Origin of the sequence: Rhizobium sp. MHM7A (assembly GCF_005862215.1) — a bacterium.
GTDB classification, from domain to species: Bacteria; Pseudomonadota; Alphaproteobacteria; order Rhizobiales; family Rhizobiaceae; genus Rhizobium; species Rhizobium bangladeshense.
This window is the reverse complement of record NZ_VCHT01000019.1, coordinates 82858-100052: the sequence shown is the minus strand read 5'-3', so window position 1 is coordinate 100052 and position 17195 is coordinate 82858. Positions and strand designations below refer to the sequence as shown.

The window sequence follows — 17195 nt, the reverse complement described above, 5'->3', positions numbered from 1 at the left end:
GCAGCAAGCTGACACTCATCCGGCCCTCTGGGATGAGCCGTGGTCGTCTAAGCTACACCACGTCCTGGGACATGATCGCCGAGGCTCTTCGGCGTTTATTGTGTCTGCAGCGGGACCGCGCATCGGGGCACCAGTGTGATTGAGCCTGGTCAACGAGTTCTGATGCAGCCGTGAATTGATCGCTTGAGTGGAACAACCTCCGCCAAAGGAAGTTTGCCTGAAAAGCAACGCGAGGCGGCGGCCGATGTTACTCTCTGCGAAGCAGGGTGCGCTCAGCACCCCACCCCGGATCTATTATGTCAACCCGCTACTTCTCCAAGGCATCGATGCATGGCGCGAGGTTTTCGACCACGCGGCCGATACCGGTTTCGGCCATGTTCTGACGGCGCCGCTCTTAGACCGGGGCGGAGAACGGAGCGTTTTTACCTTCCGGGATTTCGATCGCCTCGATCCGGCATTGCAGATCGGAAGCGCGGTCGACGATGGGATATTGCGTCTGGCCGAGGCCGCTGAGAAGAGCCGCGTCGGCCTGATGATGGACCTGATGCTCGACGGGAGAGTCGGCGACGCGCAAGCGGGCTCTCGTCCGGTCGATCCTCGGCGCTCGCCGCTCGATCCGGCGGAGCCGATGAACACGATCGGCTCCGAGCGGCAATCGCAATTGCTTGGGGAGTGGACCGAATGGCTTTGGCGGCTGTCCGAGCTCGGCCTCTCCGGCTATCGGGTGCTCGGAATCGATCGAGTCGCCCCCGAACTTTTGAAATCGCTGATTGCGGCGGTGCGCGAGAAGGCGGAAGCTCAATTCCTCGCCTGGACGCCCGGCACCGATTTTGCTGTGAGGAGAGCGATCGCGGATACAGGTTTCGATGGATGTTTTTCATCGATGGCCTGGTGGGATCTCGACGAGAGATGGTTCGTCGAGGAGCATCGCGTCCAGCAGCCGCTCGGCTGGCAGGTCGCTTTTCCCGAGCCGCCATTCGCAAAGCGGATCGCTCACGGGACCGAGAGCCGCGAAATCCTCGAGCGGCGCGCCGTCAGAGCGCTGCGCCTCGCCGCTTCGCTCGGCGGGGGCCTCATGGTTCCCATGGGTTTCGAATATGGTGCGGCGACACCGCTCGATCCGACCCACGGCGACGGCTCGGGCTTGCGGAGGCTGCGCCATGATCTCGCCTTCGACATCTCTTCCGAAATACGCGTCGCCAATGCAGAGATCGGCAGGGCCGGCCACGCGCGCGCTCCATCGCTTCGCCTGATCCGCAACGCCAATGGGCCGGTTTCGGCGCTCGTGCAATCCGAGGAGCAGGACCTTCGCAACGCATCGAATGTGCGGTTTGTCCTGATTAACAGGGATCTCAGGAGAAGCGCATCCGCGCCGATGACGGCACTTCGCGAGGCTGCCTCCGGTTATCTTCCCGCCGCCGCCGATGGCGCGGTCCTGCGCCTGCGGGCAGGGGAGACGCGGATCATCGAGGCCAAAGCGCCCGCGCCAATCGAATCCCGGCCCGCCCTCGACGTTGAGCAGGCGATCGCCTCGCCGCGGCTTGCCATTGAAAACATCATGCCGCGGGTCGATGACGGACGCTTCCCCGTCAAGCGCGTGGTCGGCGAGACCGTCACCGTCGAGGCCGACATATTCGCAGACGGCCACGACCCGATCGCGGCCGTGCTGCTGTGGCGGCCGCACGATGCCATGGCCGAGTGGAGCGAGGCCGAGATGCAGCTGGTCGAGAACGACCGCTGGCGCGCCGAGTTCCTGCTGGAGCGCATCGGCCGCTACGAATTCGCGGTTGAAGCGTGGAAGAATCCGTTCGCGATCTTCCGCTACGAGCTGACCAAGAAGAACGATGCCAGGCTGGATCTGAAGCTGGAGCTTCAGGAGGGATTGACTCTCGTCCGCGCCGCGAAGGCCGAGGCGCCGGCGGCACTCGGCGCCGACTTGCAGGCGGTCATCGACAGTCTTGAAAACGCGTCGGATGCCGAGCGCACAGCAATCCTGCTCGATCCAGAAACCTCAGAGCTGATGAACAAGGCTGACAGGCGGCCTTTCCGGCTACGCTCAACGACAAGCGCAGTCGATGCCGAACGCAAGTCGGCTGCCTTCGCGAGCTGGTACCAGATTTTCCCGCGCTCGCAGAGCGGTGATCCGAACCGACATGGCACATTTGACGACGTCATCCCAAGGCTGCCGGATATCCGGGACATGGGCTTCGACGTGCTGTACTTCCCACCGATCCATCCGATCGGGATGACCAACCGAAAGGGGCGCAACAACAGCCTGAAGGCAGCACCGGGCGATCCCGGAAGCCCGTATGCCATTGGCTCCGAGCACGGCGGCCATGACGCTATCCATCCCGAACTCGGCGATTTTGAGGATTTCGGCCGGCTGGTCGAGGAGGCGGGCCGGCATGGGCTGGAAATCGCACTCGACCTTGCGATCCAGGCCTCGCCGGATCATCCCTGGCTGACGGAACATCCCGGTTGGTTCGACTGGCGGCCCGACGGTACGATCAAATACGCCGAGAACCCGCCGAAAAAATACGAGGACATCGTCAATGTTGACTTCTATACGAAAGACGCGCTGCCCTCTCTATGGGTGGAGCTCAGGGATATCGTCCAGCTTTGGGTCGATCAGGGCGTCAAGCTGTTTCGCGTCGACAATCCGCACACCAAGCCTTTTCCGTTCTGGGAATGGCTGATCGGCGACATCAGGGCGCGCCACCCCGAGGTCGTCTTCCTGTCGGAAGCCTTCACCAAACCAAAGGTCATGTACCGATTGGCGAAGATCGGCTTCTCCCAGTCCTATACGTACTTCACCTGGCGCAATACGAAGTGGGAACTCGAGCAATATATGCGGGAGCTGACCGAGACGGCGCCGAAGGAATTCTTCCGCCCGCATTTCTTCGTCAACACGCATGACATCAATCCGGATTTCCTACAGAACGCACCGCGCCCGGCCTTTCTGATCCGCGCTGCACTCGCCGCGACGCTTTCCGGGCTGTGGGGCGTTTATAACGGTTTCGAACTTTGCGAGGGGCGTCCCGATGCCAAGCGCAAGGAATATGCCGACAGCGAGAAATATGAGATCCGCGCCTGGGATTACGACCGGCCGGGCAACATCATTGCCGAAATCCGAATGCTGAACCGTATCCGGAACGAAAACACCGCGCTGCATTCGCATCTCGGGCTAACGCTGCTGAACGCCTGGAACGAAAACATTCTGTTCTTCGAGAAGGCGAGCCGCGCCCGCGACAATGTCCTGCTGATCGCGATCAGCCTCGATCCGCATCATTTTCAGGAAAGCAATGTCGAGCTGCCGCTATGGAAATGGGGGCTTGGAGACGGCGGCGCGCTCGACGCCGAGGATTTGGTCACGGGGCACCGGTTCAGGTGGAACGGCAAATGGCAGAGAGTGAGTTTCAATCCTCAGATCCTGCCCTTTGCGATCTGGCGCGTTCGCGCAGCGGAGGCATGAATGGACACGATGAATCCCGATAGCGTTGATCCGCTGCTCTGGTACAAAGACGCGATCATCTACCAGCTGCACATCAAGTCGTTCTACGACGCCAATGGCGATGGTGTCGGCGATTTTGCGGGCCTGCACCAGAAGCTGGATCACGTCGCAGCGCTCGGCGTCAACGCCATCTGGCTTTTGCCTTTCTTTCCCTCGCCGCGCCGTGACGACGGTTACGACATCGCCGATTACGGCAATGTCAGCCCGGACTACGGGACCATGGAGGATTTCCGCGCCTTCGTCGAAGCCGCCCATCGACGCAATATCCGCGTCATCATCGAGCTCGTCATCAACCACACCTCCGACCAGCATCCCTGGTTCCAGCGCGCGCGCCATGCACCTGCAGGATCGCCGGAGCGGGATTTCTATGTCTGGTCGGACAGCGATCAGAAATTCCCGGAAACACGCATCATCTTCCTCGATACGGAAAAGTCGAACTGGACATGGGATGCGGTCGCCGGCGCCTATTACTGGCACCGCTTCTATTCCCACCAGCCGGATCTCAATTTCGACAGCCCACTCGTCATGGAAGAGCTGCTGAAGGTGATGCGCTTCTGGCTGGAAACCGGTATTGACGGTTTCCGCCTCGATGCGATCCCCTACCTCGTCGAACGCGAGGGAACGATCAACGAAAACCTTCCCGAGACCCATGCGATCCTCAAGCGCATCCGCGCCGCCCTCGACGCCACTCATCCTGGAGTGATGCTGCTTGCAGAGGCCAATCAATGGCCGGAGGATACGCGCGAATATTTCGGCGAAGGCGACGAATGCCACATGGCGTTCCACTTCCCGCTGATGCCGCGAATGTACATGGCGATCGCGAAGGAGGACCGCTTCCCGATCACCGACATCCTGCGCCAGACGCCTGAGATTCCCGAGAATTGCCAATGGGCGATCTTCCTGCGCAACCACGATGAGCTGACGCTTGAGATGGTGACCGACGCCGAGCGGGACTATCTCTGGGAGACCTATGCTTCCGACAAGCGTGCCCGCATAAATCTCGGCATCAGGCGGCGCCTGGCGCCGCTGATGGAGCGCGACCGCCGGCGTATCGAGCTGATGAACGCGCTTCTGCTGTCGATGCCGGGGACGCCTGTGATCTATTACGGCGACGAGATCGGCATGGGCGACAACATCTATCTCGGCGACCGGGACGGGGTGCGAACGCCGATGCAATGGTCACCCGACCGCAATGGCGGCTTTTCCCGGACGGACCCGGCGCGCCTCGTTCTGCCGCTGATCGCCGATCCGCTCTACGGTTTTGAGGCCGTCAATGTAGAAGCCCAGAGCACCGATGCTCATTCACTGCTGAATTGGACTCGAAAGATGCTGGCGCTGCGCGGCAGACATCCGGCCTTCGGGCGCGGCTCGTTGCGTTTCCTCTCGCCTGAGAACCGCAAGATCCTGGCTTATCTCAGGGAATATGACGGCGAGACGCTGATGTGCGTCGCAAACCTCTCACGACTGCCCCAGGCGGTCGAACTCGACCTCTCAGCCTTCGAGGGGCGCGTGCCGATCGAATTGACGGGCATGTCGCCCTTTCCGCCGATCGGACAATTGACCTATCTCCTGACGTTGCCGCCTTATGGCTTCTTCTGGTTTCAGCTGGAGGCCGATGCTGATCCGCCGGCATGGCGCACCGCGCCGCCGGAACAGCTTCCGGATCTCGTAACGATGGTTCTCCGCCGCGGCCTGCTCGATCTCGTCGATGAGCCGCGGCTGGGGCATGCCCTCAGCAACGACATACTGCCTGCCTATCTCGCCAGGCGGCGCTGGTTCGGAGCGAAGGATCAGCCGCTTCAGACGGCGCGGCTCGTCTCCGCCACCCCGATCCCCTATGCCGATGGCGTCGTTCTCGGCGAATTGGAAGTAGTGCTGCCCGATCACAGCGAATCCTACCAATTGCCGTTGACGGTCGCCTGGGACGATGCACATCCCTCGGCGCTGACCCAACAGCTTGCCCTCGCGCGGGTTCGCCAGGGAAGGCGCGTCGGCTTCCTGACGGACGGGTTTGCCCTCGAGCCGATGGCCCGCGGCATCCTGCGCGGGCTTGCCGACCGCTCGCGCATTACCGGGCGTACAGGTACTCTCGAATTTCTCGGCACGGAGCGGCTCGATCGTCTCCAGGTCACCGACGATATGCCGGTCCATTGGCTCTCCGCCGAACAATCCAACAGCTCGCTGATCGTCGGCGATGTCGCGATGATCAAGTTGATCAGGCATATTTTCCCGGGCGTTCATCCGGAGGTCGAGATGACGCGGTTTCTCACCCGCGCCGGCTACGACCACACCGCGCCGCTGCTCGGGGAAGTTGCGCACACCGATTCCAGCGGGCGCCGCTCGACCTTGATCATCGTCCAGGGTGCGATCCGCAATCAAGGCGACGCCTGGAACTGGATGCTGAACAATCTGCGCCGCGCCGCCGACGAACTTGTACTGAACGACCCGGCGGTCGAACCTGGCGACGACGTCTTCCAGTCGCTGATCAGCTTCGTTGCAATGGTCGGCCTCAGGCTCGGCGAATTGCATGTCGTTCTCTCGGGGGAGAATGCGGACGAGTCTTTCAGCCCGCTCGTCGCCGGAGACGGCGAGGTCGAGGCGATCAAGAAGGCGGTGGCGGGCGAAGTAGCCTATGCCATGTCGAAGCTTGCAGAACGCGAGGAAAATGCCGATCCCGCGGTCGATCTGCTTGCTGTTCCTCTTCTCGAACGCCGCTCGGAACTCGTCGAACTCGCCGCGAACCTGGCGGAGAGCGCCCGCGGCGCGCTGATGACCCGCACGCATGGCGACTTCCATCTCGGCCAGATCCTGGTCAGCGAGGGTGATGCCGTCATCATCGATTTCGAGGGTGAGCCTGCGAAGAATCTTGCCGAGCGCCGCGCAAAGACGGTTCCGCTCCGCGACGTCGCCGGGCTTCTGAGGTCGCTGAGCTATCTCGTCGCCACCGCGCAGCTCGACAATGACGCCGTTACCGAACACGAGAACGAAGTGCGTCGCGACGCCATCGCGCGTTTTGGTCGCAATGCCGAGCGGGCCTTTCTCGATGCTTACTGGCAGGCGGTCTCCGCATCGAAGGCACTCGCTATGCGGCCCGATCAACGACGGAGGCTTCTTGATGCGTTTCTTCTCGAAAAGGCGGCCTACGAGATCGCCTATGAAGCTCGCAACAGGCCGAAGTGGTTGCCGATCCCCCTCGCCGGTCTCACCGAAATCGTATCGCGCCTGGCGGGAGTGAACGCATGAATGTTGAGCGCTCGGAACTTCTCTCAGGCATCGGACAGGATGCGCTCTGGGCTCTGATCGAGGGCCGACACAGCGATCCCTTCTCGATTCTCGGCCCGCACGAAAGCGGCGGCATGACGATCGTGCGCGCCTATCTTCCGGGTGCGGAAGGGGTCGATCTCATCGAAGCGGCGAGCGGCAGGGTGGTGACGCCTTTCAGCATCGCGCACCCCTCCGGCTTGTTTGCGGCGGCCACGGGTTCGAGAACACCCTACCGCCTACGGATCAAATGGCCTGATGGCGAGCAGATTACCGAGGATCCCTACAGCTTCGGCCTTCTGCTCGGAGAGCTCGATCTTCACCTGATATCCGAGGGTACCCACTACAGCCTGAGCCGGACGCTCGGCGCGGTGGAGATGTCGGTCGACGGAGCCGCGGGCGTCCGCTTCGCCGTTTGGGCGCCGAATGCGCGCCGCGTCTCGGTCGTGGGCGACTTCAACGCCTGGGATGGGCGACGAAACCCGATGCGGCTGAGGCAGTCGGCCGGCGTCTGGGAGCTGTTCGTTCCCCGGCTGGCGGCCGGCGAGAGATATAAGTTCGAGATTATCGATGCGTATGGGAACTGCCTGCCGCAGAAGGCCGATCCGGTGGCGAGAGCCAGCGAAGCCGCGCCATCTACTGCGTCGATCGTCGCATCTTCGACGCGCTTTCGATGGACGGATGACGATTGGATGAAGGGCCGGTCCCGACAGGAGAGACTGGAAGGGCCGATCTCCGTCTATGAGGTGCATGCCGGTTCCTGGCTTCGGGAAAATGGCGGGCGGTCGCTCGACTGGGTCGAGCTCAGCCAACGGCTCGTTCCCTATGCCCGTGAGATGGGATTTACCCACATCGAACTGCTTCCTATCATGGAGCATCCCTTCGGCGGTTCCTGGGGCTATCAGCCACTCGGCCTCTTCGCCCCGACCGGGCGCTATGGAACGCCCGAGGATTTCGCCTATTTCATCGACCGCTGCCATGGCGCCGGCATCGGCGTCATCCTCGACTGGGTGCCGGCCCATTTTCCCACAGACGTCTGGGGTCTTGCCCGCTTCGACGGCACCGCCCTCTACGAACACGAGGACCCGCGCGAAGGCTTTCACCGCGATTGGAATACGCTGATCTACAATCTCGGCCGGCGCGAGGTGAAAGGTTTCCTGATTGCCAGCGCGCTCGAATGGCTCGAACGCTATCATGTGGACGGCCTGCGCGTGGACGCTGTCGCCTCGATGCTCTACCGCGACTACAGCCGCAATGAAGGGGAATGGATCCCGAACCAATATGGGGGGCGCGAGAACCTGGAAGCGGTGGAATTCTTCAAGCACCTGAACAGCATCGTTCACGAGCGCTGCCCGCATGCGATAACGATCGCCGAGGAATCGACGGCCTGGCCCGGCGTCACCAAGCCGCCGGAAGAGGGTGGGCTTGGCTTCGACATGAAATGGAACATGGGCTGGATGCACGACAGCCTGAGCTATATCGAAAAGGATCCCGTCTACCGCAGCTATCATCACGGCACGATGACGTTCGGGATGATCTATGCCTATTCCGAGCGTTTCATCCTGCCGATTTCGCACGACGAGGTGGTTTACGGAAAGGGCTCGCTACTCGGCAAGATGCCGGGCGATGAATGGCAGAAATTCGCCAATCTGCGCAGCTATCTCGCCTTCATGTGGGGCCATCCCGGCAAGAAGCTGATGTTCATGGGAGGCGAGATCGCTCAGCCCGGCGAATGGAACCATGACGCTTCGGTCAGCTGGGATGTGCTGGATCGGCCCGCGCATGCGGGAATCCAGCGGCTGGTCAAGGATCTAAACGGCTTTTACAAAAACGAGCCGGCATTGCAGTTTGGCGATTTCCATTCCGAAGGCTTCGAATGGGCGGCGGCTGACGACGCCGTCAATTCCGTTCTCGGCATGCTGCGTTATGCCCCCGATCGCTCGTCCTCGGTCCTCGTGGTTTCCAATTTCACGCCTGTGCCGCGTTACGGCTACCGGATCGGCGTACCGCACGACGGCGTCTGGATCGAGCGGATAACGACGGATGCGAGCGAATATGGTGGCTCAGGTCTCGTCAATGGTGCGGTGTCGAGCGAACCCGTACCCGCGCACGGCAGGCCGCATTCCCTCACGCTGACGTTGCCGCCGCTGGCGACGATCTTGCTCAAAGGGCCGTCGCCGTGAAAAGGTCTCGGCCCCTTGCGGTCATTCGGCGTGCGGCGCCGGATGGATGAAGGGCCACGGGCTCGCCTCCGATCCCTTTTCGACGGGAACTTCGATGAGAACGGGCTCATCGAGTGAGAGTGCTTTCTTCACTATGTCTCTCAACTCGCCAGGGCTCGTCGCCTTGAAGGATCGAATGCCGAAGCTCTCGCCAAGGGCGACGAAATCGGGATTGGTCAGATCCGAGCCGAGAGTCCGGCCCTTGTAGGTCTGCTTCTGGTCGCGCAGCACGTTGCCATAGGCTGAATTGTTGAAGACGATGGCGACGACGGCGATCCTGTGCTGGACGGCGGTGGCAAGTTCCTGGACGCCGAACATGAAGCCGCCATCACCTGAAACGGAGATCACGGCTTTATCGGGATGGGCAACTTTCACGCCCAAGGCGGTGTTGAAGCCGAAACCGAGATTGTCCTGATAACCGCATGTCACATATCGGCGAGGACCGTAGACCGGGAATGCAAAGCGGGCGGTAAAGCCCATCTGGCTGACTTCCTCGACGAAGAAGCCATCTCTCGGCAGAGCTTTGCGAATGGCATCGAGATAGGCAAGCTGCGGCTGCACCGCCGAGAAGCGAGACCGGGCCTCTTCATTGAACTCCGCAAACTCGCGCGTGCGGTCCTCGCGACTGAAGCCGGCCAGCGCATCGGTCAGAGCCTGCGTTCCATCCCTCGCGTCCGAGACAATACCGACATCCGGTTTGAGGCGGACCATCTCGGTCGGATCGATATCGATGCGGATGAACTTCAGCGCTTTGGGCAGCCACTTCCAGCGCATGAACTGCAGTTCAAGCCGGCTGCCGATCCCGATCAGCACGTCGACCTTCTTCCAATATTCATAGGCGGCGACGAAGTTCAGATAGTTCGGATGGTCGTCGGCGACGATGCCCTTGCCGGAGCGATGCGATGTGACCGGCGCCTGCAGCAGTTCCGCCAGCTCGGTGATCTCGGAGCCGGCATCCGCCGCGCCACCGCCGACCATGATCATCGGATTGCTGGCGCCTGATATTAGCGCCGCCGCGGCAGCGATCTGATCGGGATTGACGGTCGGGTGAGGCGCTCGCGTTGCGCCGGGAATGTCGGTTTCCGGGCCGGATTGCCCAAACACGTCCCAAGGGGCTTCGATCGCACCCGGGCCTTGGCGGCCGGAAAGCATCTTGCCGATGACTCCCGCCATGACGGGACCGGCCTCGGACTGATGGTTTATGCGCTCCGCCGTCTTGGTGATCCCGCGCAACGTCGCAAGCTGATCCGGCAGCTCGTGCAGCTGTCCTCTGCCGCGGCCGATGAGATGCGATATGATGTTGCCTGTGATGCAGAGAACCGGCGCGTTGGCGCCGTAAGCCGTGCAGAGAGCAGCACCCGAATTGAGAACGCCCGGGCCGGGCACGACGGTAAAGGCGCCGATCCGGCCAGTGGATTTCGCATAGCCGTAGGCCATGTAGGCCGCGCCCTGTTCATGCCTGGTGTGGATGAACCGGATCTTGTCGCCGGCGTCATAAAGCGCATCGTTGAAATCATACATGTGGGCGCCGGGGATGCCGAAGACCGTGTCGATCCCATGGGCAACAAGAGAATGGGTGATCGCCTGGCCGGTCGTTTCTTTCGTGCTCATTCAGGCTCCAACGGTATGTTCGATTACGACCCCCAGGCAGCCTTCTGCCCTAAGCGCTGCGACGATGGCGTCGGCGTCGGCCGGCTGCATGCCGGCTAGATTCATGCGCCCGGAATCCGCCATGTAGATGCCGTGCCTGGCTCTCAGCACGACCGCCATTTCTCTTGCCATGGAGAGGTTGGAAAACAGGCCGCGTTGCCGGCCGATGAAGGCAAGGTCGGGTGAAGCGGCGGCAAGTGCTGAACGATTGCCGTTGACGCGCTCGCACATCTCGTCGAGTTCAACGCGCCATATCGCCGTCATTTCCGGGCTTTCAAGAATACACCTGACGATGGCGGCCCCATGGTCCGGCGGCATGGACCAGTTGACGCGGGCAAGCGCCGCCATGTTGCTTTCAGCCTTTCTGACGTCATCGGCATTGCGGGCCACGACATAGAGCGCGCCGACGCGTTCGCGATAAAGACCGAAGTTCTTGTCACAGGAATAGGCGATGAGCGCCTCGTCGACGGCATTGAGGATCATTCGTGTCGGCGCGGCATCCTGTTCGAGACCGTCGCCGAGCCCCTGATAGGCAAGGTCGATGAAGGGCACCAGCCTGTGCGTAAGGAGGAGATCGGTAATTTCTCGCCACTGCTCCATGGTGAAATCGATGCCGGTCGGGTTATGGCAGCAACCGTGAAGCAGCACGACGTCGCCTTCCCCGGCGGAAGACAAGGCGGAGACGACGCTTTCGAATGTCACCTGCTGTAACGTCAGGTCAATGAATTCATATTCCTTTACGTCCAAGCGTGCCGAAGCGAAGATCGGCGCATGATTGGGCCAACTCGGAGTTCCGAGCAGAACCTTCGCCGATGGATTTGCCGCCTTAATGAGTTCCGCGCCGAGACGAAGCGCGCCGCTGCCGCCCGGCGTCTGAATGCCGGCGAGGCGTTGGGCAAATTTCGGCGATTTGCCGAAGATGATCGGCTCCAGCAGGCGCACGAACTGCAAATCGCCCTCCGGGCCGAGATATTTCTTGCTGTCCTGGGTCTCCAGGAGAAACTGCTCCGCCGCCTTGACGGCGTGCATGACGGGCGTGTGTCCCATCGCGTCTCGATAAACGCCGACGCCGAGGTCGATCTTCCCGGGATGATCGTCGGCCTGGAAGGCCTTGATGAGTGCGAGCAGGCTATCGGCCGGCCGGCTGTTCAGTTGGTCAAACACTGTCCACCTCCACTTGCATGTCTTTGACCGAGATTAACGGAACCATCGTGAGGAATTTCTGCGATGATCATCCTGTTTGTTGAGAATTGTGCAGATAATCCGCGCCTTATCGCTATAATGCGCAGAAATTCACCTTGCTGGGGCAATGATCATGCTTGACCCATTCGATATCAAATTGCTCGCCGCTCTCCAGCAAAACAGCGAGCTGACGCAAAGTGAACTCTCTCAGAAGGTCAATCTCTCGGCCACTCAATGCGCCCGCCGTTTGGAAAGGCTGCGCAATGAGAAATATATCCAGAGCGTCGTCGCCATCCTCAACCCGGTGAAACTGGGATTCACCGTCGTCGCCCATACGCTTGTCAGCCTTCGAGCGCATACAGAGGTTGGAAACGAGCGGCTCCATCGTTTCATCGAGACTGCGCCGGAGATCCTGGATTGTTACTCGCAGACGGGCGACGCCGATTTTCTGATGAAGGTCATGACGCGCGACCTCGAACATCTCAGCCAGTTTCTGGAAAGAATGATCCGTGTCACCGACAATCTCGCGTCGGTAAAGTCGAGCATCGTTCTCAGGACGATCAAAAAGACGACCGCTTTGCCGCTGCAGATTGTGACGTGAGGGCAGCTCCGGCCGCTCTCACCTGATATAGTGGATATGCGGGCGCGAATGATAGGGCGAGGCTTCGATGCGGGCCTCGACCGAAAAGACCTCGCGCAGGAGCTTCTCGCTCAGCACATCCTCAGGTGCGCCTGAGGCGACGATCCTGCCCTGCTGCATGATGATTAGCTCATCGCAAAACATGGCGGCATGGTTGAGATCGTGCAGGGCGATGATGCTGGTGATCGGCAGGCCGGAGACGAGCCGCATGAGGCCGATCTGGTGCTGGATGTCGAGATGGTTTGTGGGCTCGTCGAGGATCAGTTCCTGCGGCGACTGGGCAAGCGCCCTTGCGATATGGGTCCGCTGTTTTTCGCCGCCGGACAGGTTCTGCCAGCGCTCGTCGCGCTTTTCCACCAAGCCGGCGCGCGCGAGCGCCGCTTCAACGGCTTCTTCATCAGCCGCTGTCCAGCCTGAAAACATCGACCGGTGCGGAAACCGGCCAAGCTTGACGACGTCGACAACCTTCAAATTGGCATTGGTCGTGGCGTGCTGCTCGACGAAGGCGATGCGCCGGGCGATCGAGCGACGGCCGATCTTTCCGATGTCGTTCCGATCGAGCGTGACGCGGCCGGAATGCGGCCGCCGCAGTCCGGCCAGAAGGCGCAGAAGAGAGGTCTTGCCGGAGCCGTTCGGTCCGAGCAGGCCAAGCATCCTGCCCGGCTGCGCCTCCAGCGAGACGTCGTCGACAATGGTCTTCCTGCCAATCTTCCAGGTGAGATTGTCGGCCTTGATGCTCATGATGACCGCTGGAACCGGTAGAGGATGATCGAGAAGAACGGAACGCCGACCAGCGCCGTGACAACGCCGATCGGCAGGATCTGGTTGGGGATGAGCGCGCGCGCGGCGATGTCGGCAAGCACCATGAAGATTGCCCCGGCGATTGCGCAGGCCGGCAGGAGGCGGATATGGAGTGGGCCGACGACAAAGCGGGCGACATGCGGCACGACCAGGCCGACAAAGCCGATCGAGCCGACCATGCTGACGATCGTGGCCGTCATCATCGCCGTCAGTGCAAAGAGCGCCATGCGCGCGCGGGCGACATTGACGCCGAGTGAAGACGCCGCCTCGTCGCCGAACGCGAAAGCGTCGAGCACTCGGGCGTAGAACAGGCAGGCAACCAGGCCGAGACCGACGACGATGGAGACCAGCGCGAATTCTGGCCAACGCACGCCGCTGAAGCTGCCGAGCAGCCAGAACATCACGTCGCGGGCCTGCTGAGCATTGGCCGAGGTTGTGACAATGTAGGAGGTCGAGGCGTTGAAGAGCTGCGATGCTGCGACACCGGCGAGGATGGTGCGGTCCGCCCCGCCGCGCGTTCCGTTCGAGAGCAGCGCCACGAAGAAGAAGGCTGCGAAGGCGCCGGCAAAGGCGCCCGCTGAGAGCGAAACAGCGCCGGCGCCAACCCCGAGAATGACGATTGCGACGGCGCCGGTGGAGGCGCCAGCGGAGATGCCGAGCACATAGGGTTCCGCAAGCGGGTTGCGCAACAGCGACTGCATGATGGCGCCCGATAGCGCCAGCCCTGCACCGCAGAAGGCGGCGACGAGCGCGCGGCTCAGGCGATAATCCCAGATCACCGTCTCATGGATGCGGTTCAGCTCGATCGCAGTCCATCCGAGCCGGTTGGTGACGGCCGAGAACGTCGTCGTCAGCGGGATCGGCAGGTCGCCGATCCCGACGCTGACGCCGACGGCGACAGTGATGAGACAGAGGGAGGCCAGGAGCAGTGTCGTGACTGCTCCGAGCTGCCTGAAGAAACTACCCGCTTCCGTCACTTCAGGAGACCGAGAGCCTTCAGCTGCTCGGCCACCTGCTCGGCGCCATAGATAGTGCGGATGGTCGGGTTCATCGCCTGACCGTCCATGACGACGAGAGCCTTGTTCTTGACGGCAGGGATCTGGCTGACGGCCGGATCGGTGTTCAGGAACTTGATCTTTGCTTCGGGCTTGTCGAGTTCCCAGCGGTTGCGGTCGAGGCTTGCGACAACGATGACATCGGGATTGGCGCCGATGATGCCCTCCCAGCCAACGGTCGGCCATTCCGCGTCCGCAGTGATGGCATTATGTCCGCCGAGCAGGTCGGCTATGAAGCCGGAGGCGCTGTTCTTGCCGCCGACATAGGCATCGGCCGACGGGCTCGGGCTCGAAAACCAGAAGACGTAGGACAGGTTACGACCGTCCTTGGCAACGCTCCCGCGGAGCTCGGCTTCACGCGCCTTGAAATCGGCGATCAGCGCCTGGCCGCGATCCGCGACGTTGAAAATCTGCGAGAGTTCGTCGATCTCCTTGTAGAGAAGGTCCATGTTCCAGAGTTCCCCGCGGCTGCCATACTGGTCCTTGACGTCCGTAGTGCTGAGGCAGGTGCTGGGCGAGAGGTAGGTGGCGACGCCGACCTTGTCGAAATCCTCGCGCTTGGCGATCTTGCTGTTCGGCCCGACCAGGCTCGGCAGGGCCGCGGCGACAAAATCGGGATTTTCGGCGAGCATGGATTCGAAGGTCGGCATCTCGACGGTGAGAAGCTTGACCTTGGCATTGGCCTCGGCGAGCTGCGGCAGGACCTTGCTCGGCCAGAAGGCGGTGCCGACCATCTTGTCCTGAAGGCCGAGCAGCAGCAGAACTTCGGCGCTGTTCTGGCCAAGCCCGATCGCCCGTTCCGGCGCCTTCTTGAACGTCACCTGAGCGCCGCAATTTTCAAGGGTCAGCGGGTAGGTGGTCGAACCGGCCAATGACGGCGTTGCCACAAGGCCGATCAGGGCGGAGAGGCCGCAGGCGGCCAGAAGCGATTTAAGGTTGGTCACGAAAGAAATCCCGGTGCGTGAATATATGCGGCCGGGGTATAGCCACAGGGACTGACTGGAAACAAGACCAAACGGATCAACTTATTGCAAAATCGGAAACGGCGGACATTGTTGCAGAGATAAATGCCACCCAAGCGCGTCTCAGATTGAGTTGCTATCTTTTTTCGAGAAACTTCGCGATCGCCTGTGCAAGCGCCTCCGGGTTTTCCTCGGCCACGTGATGGCCGCTGTCAATGCCGAAGCCACGCACGTCATCCGCCCAGTTCCGCCAGATGGCGACGGGATCGCCGTAGATCTGCTCCATGTCGTCACGCAGCGACCAGAGGCAGAGCATTGGGCAGGTCACTTTCCGGCCGGCTTCGCGGTCCTCGCGGTCGTGGAGGTGATCGATGCTGAGACCGGCGCGGTAATCCTCGATCATCCCGTGGATCACGGCTGGATCGTGGATGACGTCGATGAGGTCGTCATAGGCTTGCCTTCCCATCAGGTCAGGCGAGAGTTTGTCGTACCACGCCAGAGGATCGGCCGAGATCGCCCGTTCCGGCTTTTCCGGCTGAGCGAAGAAGAACCAGTGATACCAATCCCTGGCGAATTTCCAGTCGGCGCGTTCGAGATGCTCGATTACGGGAATGCCATCGGCGATGGCGAGTTTCTGCACGCGATGGGGATGATCCATCGCCATGCGGAAGGCGGTCAGGCTTCCGCGGTCGTGGCCGACTACCGCGAAGTTGTCGTGGCCCAGTCGCCGCATCAGCGCGACTAGAGCGTCAGCCTTAGCGCGCTTCGAAGAGTTGCTGCTGTCTGGAGCATCGGCCGGCTGGTAGGACCGACCGAAACCGGGCAGGTCGGGACAGACGATCGTGTAATCGGGAGAAAGTTGATCGGCCACCTTGCCCCAGGTCATATGTGTCCTGGGATGGCCGTGGAGCAGAAGAACGGCGGGCCCCGATCCGCCGTGGCGGACACGAAGTGAACCCGTGCCGACGTCGACGGTATCAAGAGAAAAGCTCTCGAACATGGGTCAGCTCATCTTCCCCACGAGCTTGGCATAGTCCGAGAACGTCGCCCCTTCGCCTTTGCGGCCGGCGTCGCCGGCAAACTGCAGCACACGGATTGGAAACAGGATCGCCGCCCGGTTGGCACCGGACAGCTCATGGTCATCGTCGTCCTCGATTGCCTTTTGAGCCTTCGAGAGTGCGGCATCGATTTCCTCGCGGGTGAGCAGTTCCTTCTCGACGATCGCGTCGCATATCGAGGCCATCGCCATGATCAGGCCTTTGAGCTGCAGATTGGCGGTATTCATGAGAGCTCCCAGGTGAAGAAAGGATTTCTAGTCCTGCTCGACCGGCCGGATCGTATCGACCGAGACCGTGCCGTCGAGGATGCCGCGCTTTATATCATGTCTGTTCCGATCGATCTCTATCACGGTGTAGAGTTTGTCGTCGCGAAAGGCGCTGGCATTGGCCGTCGTGACATCCTCGGCGGGCGCCGCATCGACTTCCATGAAATCAAGTTCGCGCGCGGCTGCGACGATCCTCGCATCGCCCGGCGTCCGGGCAGCCACCACGACGGTGCCGTGATTGGGGGCATTGCCCCATCTGGGATCGTCGGGTTTGGCGATCGGTTCCAGCCGGTAGACGTTGAGCACCTCGCCGCCTGTTTCGGGCGACGCTTCCGCCGCGGCATCCTGCATCTGCGCCTGGCTTTCGACCGATCTTCCGAAGGTGGTCGGGCTGGTCGCGTTGTTTATCTCTTCCCTGCCTGTCCTCGAGACGTTCGACATGTCGCTCTCCTTGTCAGGACGGAAACGACGGCGGGCCGTAAACTGTTCCCACACAAGCTAAGTTTGGCCGTTGACTTTGGGTTAGGGCTGTCAATGCAACCCTGCGGCACACCCATACCCTTTTTCCAGTCGAGCACTAATTACCT

12 protein-coding genes are annotated in these 17195 nt (G+C 61.5%); 4 read left to right on the top strand and 8 right to left on the bottom strand.

Annotation, left to right across the window (positions count from 1 at the left end):
- Window positions 1-244 precede the first annotated feature (244 nt).
- Genes FFR93_RS35835 through glgB form a run of 3 tightly spaced genes read left to right on the top strand, consistent with a single transcriptional unit; the run spans window position 245 to window position 8955 of the window.
- The gene (locus FFR93_RS35835) at window positions 245-3472 is read left to right on the top strand and encodes an alpha-1,4-glucan--maltose-1-phosphate maltosyltransferase (RefSeq protein WP_138396668.1); all 3228 of its coding nucleotides are present in this window, start codon (window positions 245-247) and stop codon (window positions 3470-3472) included.
- Window positions 3473-6754 carry a maltose alpha-D-glucosyltransferase gene (treS, locus tag FFR93_RS35830; RefSeq protein WP_138396667.1) on the top strand — a complete coding sequence of 1094 codons (3282 nt, stop codon included), beginning with the start codon at window positions 3473-3475 and terminating at the stop codon, window positions 6752-6754.
- Window positions 6751-8955, top strand: coding sequence for a 1,4-alpha-glucan branching protein GlgB (gene glgB, locus FFR93_RS35825; RefSeq protein ID WP_138396666.1), 2205 nt, complete (start codon window positions 6751-6753; stop codon window positions 8953-8955). Before treS ends, glgB begins: the two co-directional genes overlap by 4 nt.
- A 21-nt stretch (window positions 8956-8976) precedes the next feature.
- On the opposite strand, the gene FFR93_RS35820 is transcribed toward glgB, so the two are convergent.
- Window positions 8977-10605 carry a thiamine pyrophosphate-dependent enzyme gene (locus tag FFR93_RS35820; protein ID WP_138396665.1) on the bottom strand — a complete coding sequence of 543 codons (1629 nt, stop codon included), beginning with the start codon at window positions 10603-10605 and terminating at the stop codon, window positions 8977-8979.
- Window positions 10606-11808: an amino acid aminotransferase gene (locus tag FFR93_RS35815; RefSeq protein ID WP_138396664.1), complete on the bottom strand. Its 1203-nt coding sequence runs from the start codon at window positions 11806-11808 to the stop codon at window positions 10606-10608.
- A 151-nt stretch (window positions 11809-11959) separates the two neighbouring features.
- On the opposite strand from FFR93_RS35815, the gene FFR93_RS35810 reads away from it, so the two are divergent.
- Complete coding sequence (locus FFR93_RS35810; protein ID WP_138396663.1) at window positions 11960-12427, top strand: Lrp/AsnC family transcriptional regulator; 468 nt, start codon at window positions 11960-11962, stop codon at window positions 12425-12427.
- 18 nt (window positions 12428-12445) lie between these two features.
- Here the strand turns inward: FFR93_RS35810 and FFR93_RS35805 are convergent, their stop codons facing one another.
- From FFR93_RS35805 to FFR93_RS35780, 6 genes are all read right to left on the bottom strand, one after another.
- Entirely contained in the window at window positions 12446-13207 is a 762-nt protein-coding gene (locus FFR93_RS35805) for an ABC transporter ATP-binding protein (protein ID WP_138396662.1), read from the bottom strand.
- Complete coding sequence (locus FFR93_RS35800; protein ID WP_138396661.1) at window positions 13204-14244, bottom strand: iron chelate uptake ABC transporter family permease subunit; 1041 nt, start codon at window positions 14242-14244, stop codon at window positions 13204-13206. Before FFR93_RS35800 ends, FFR93_RS35805 begins: the two co-directional genes overlap by 4 nt.
- On the bottom strand, window positions 14241-15266 hold the full coding sequence (locus tag FFR93_RS35795) for an ABC transporter substrate-binding protein (RefSeq protein WP_138396660.1): 1026 nt from the start codon (window positions 15264-15266) through the stop codon (window positions 14241-14243). The genes FFR93_RS35800 and FFR93_RS35795 overlap by 4 nt, the downstream gene beginning before the upstream one ends.
- Before the next feature lie 154 nt (window positions 15267-15420).
- Window positions 15421-16284 carry an alpha/beta hydrolase gene (locus tag FFR93_RS35790; protein WP_138396659.1) on the bottom strand — a complete coding sequence of 288 codons (864 nt, stop codon included), beginning with the start codon at window positions 16282-16284 and terminating at the stop codon, window positions 15421-15423.
- A gap of 3 nt (window positions 16285-16287) precedes the next feature.
- A complete protein-coding gene (locus tag FFR93_RS35785) occupies window positions 16288-16569 on the bottom strand; it encodes a hypothetical protein (protein ID WP_138396658.1) in 282 nt (93 codons plus the stop codon).
- Between the two features lie 27 nt (window positions 16570-16596).
- Window positions 16597-17049, bottom strand: coding sequence for a hypothetical protein (locus FFR93_RS35780; protein ID WP_138396657.1), 453 nt, complete (start codon window positions 17047-17049; stop codon window positions 16597-16599).
- Window positions 17050-17195: the final 146 nt, after the last annotated feature.

Coding starts and splice junctions, on each gene's coding strand:
- FFR93_RS35810 (WP_138396663.1), top strand. CDS start 11,960: ATGCTTGACCCATTCGATATCAAATTGCTCGCCGCTCTCCAGCAAAAC.
- glgB (WP_138396666.1), top strand. CDS start 6,751: ATGAATGTTGAGCGCTCGGAACTTCTCTCAGGCATCGGACAGGATGCG.
- treS (WP_138396667.1), top strand. CDS start 3,473: ATGGACACGATGAATCCCGATAGCGTTGATCCGCTGCTCTGGTACAAA.
- FFR93_RS35790 (WP_138396659.1), bottom strand. CDS start 16,284: ATGTTCGAGAGCTTTTCTCTTGATACCGTCGACGTCGGCACGGGTTCA.
- FFR93_RS35820 (WP_138396665.1), bottom strand. CDS start 10,605: ATGAGCACGAAAGAAACGACCGGCCAGGCGATCACCCATTCTCTTGTT.
- FFR93_RS35780 (WP_138396657.1), bottom strand. CDS start 17,049: ATGTCGAACGTCTCGAGGACAGGCAGGGAAGAGATAAACAACGCGACC.
- FFR93_RS35805 (WP_138396662.1), bottom strand. CDS start 13,207: ATGAGCATCAAGGCCGACAATCTCACCTGGAAGATTGGCAGGAAGACC.
- FFR93_RS35785 (WP_138396658.1), bottom strand. CDS start 16,569: ATGAATACCGCCAATCTGCAGCTCAAAGGCCTGATCATGGCGATGGCC.
- FFR93_RS35835 (WP_138396668.1), top strand. CDS start 245: ATGTTACTCTCTGCGAAGCAGGGTGCGCTCAGCACCCCACCCCGGATC.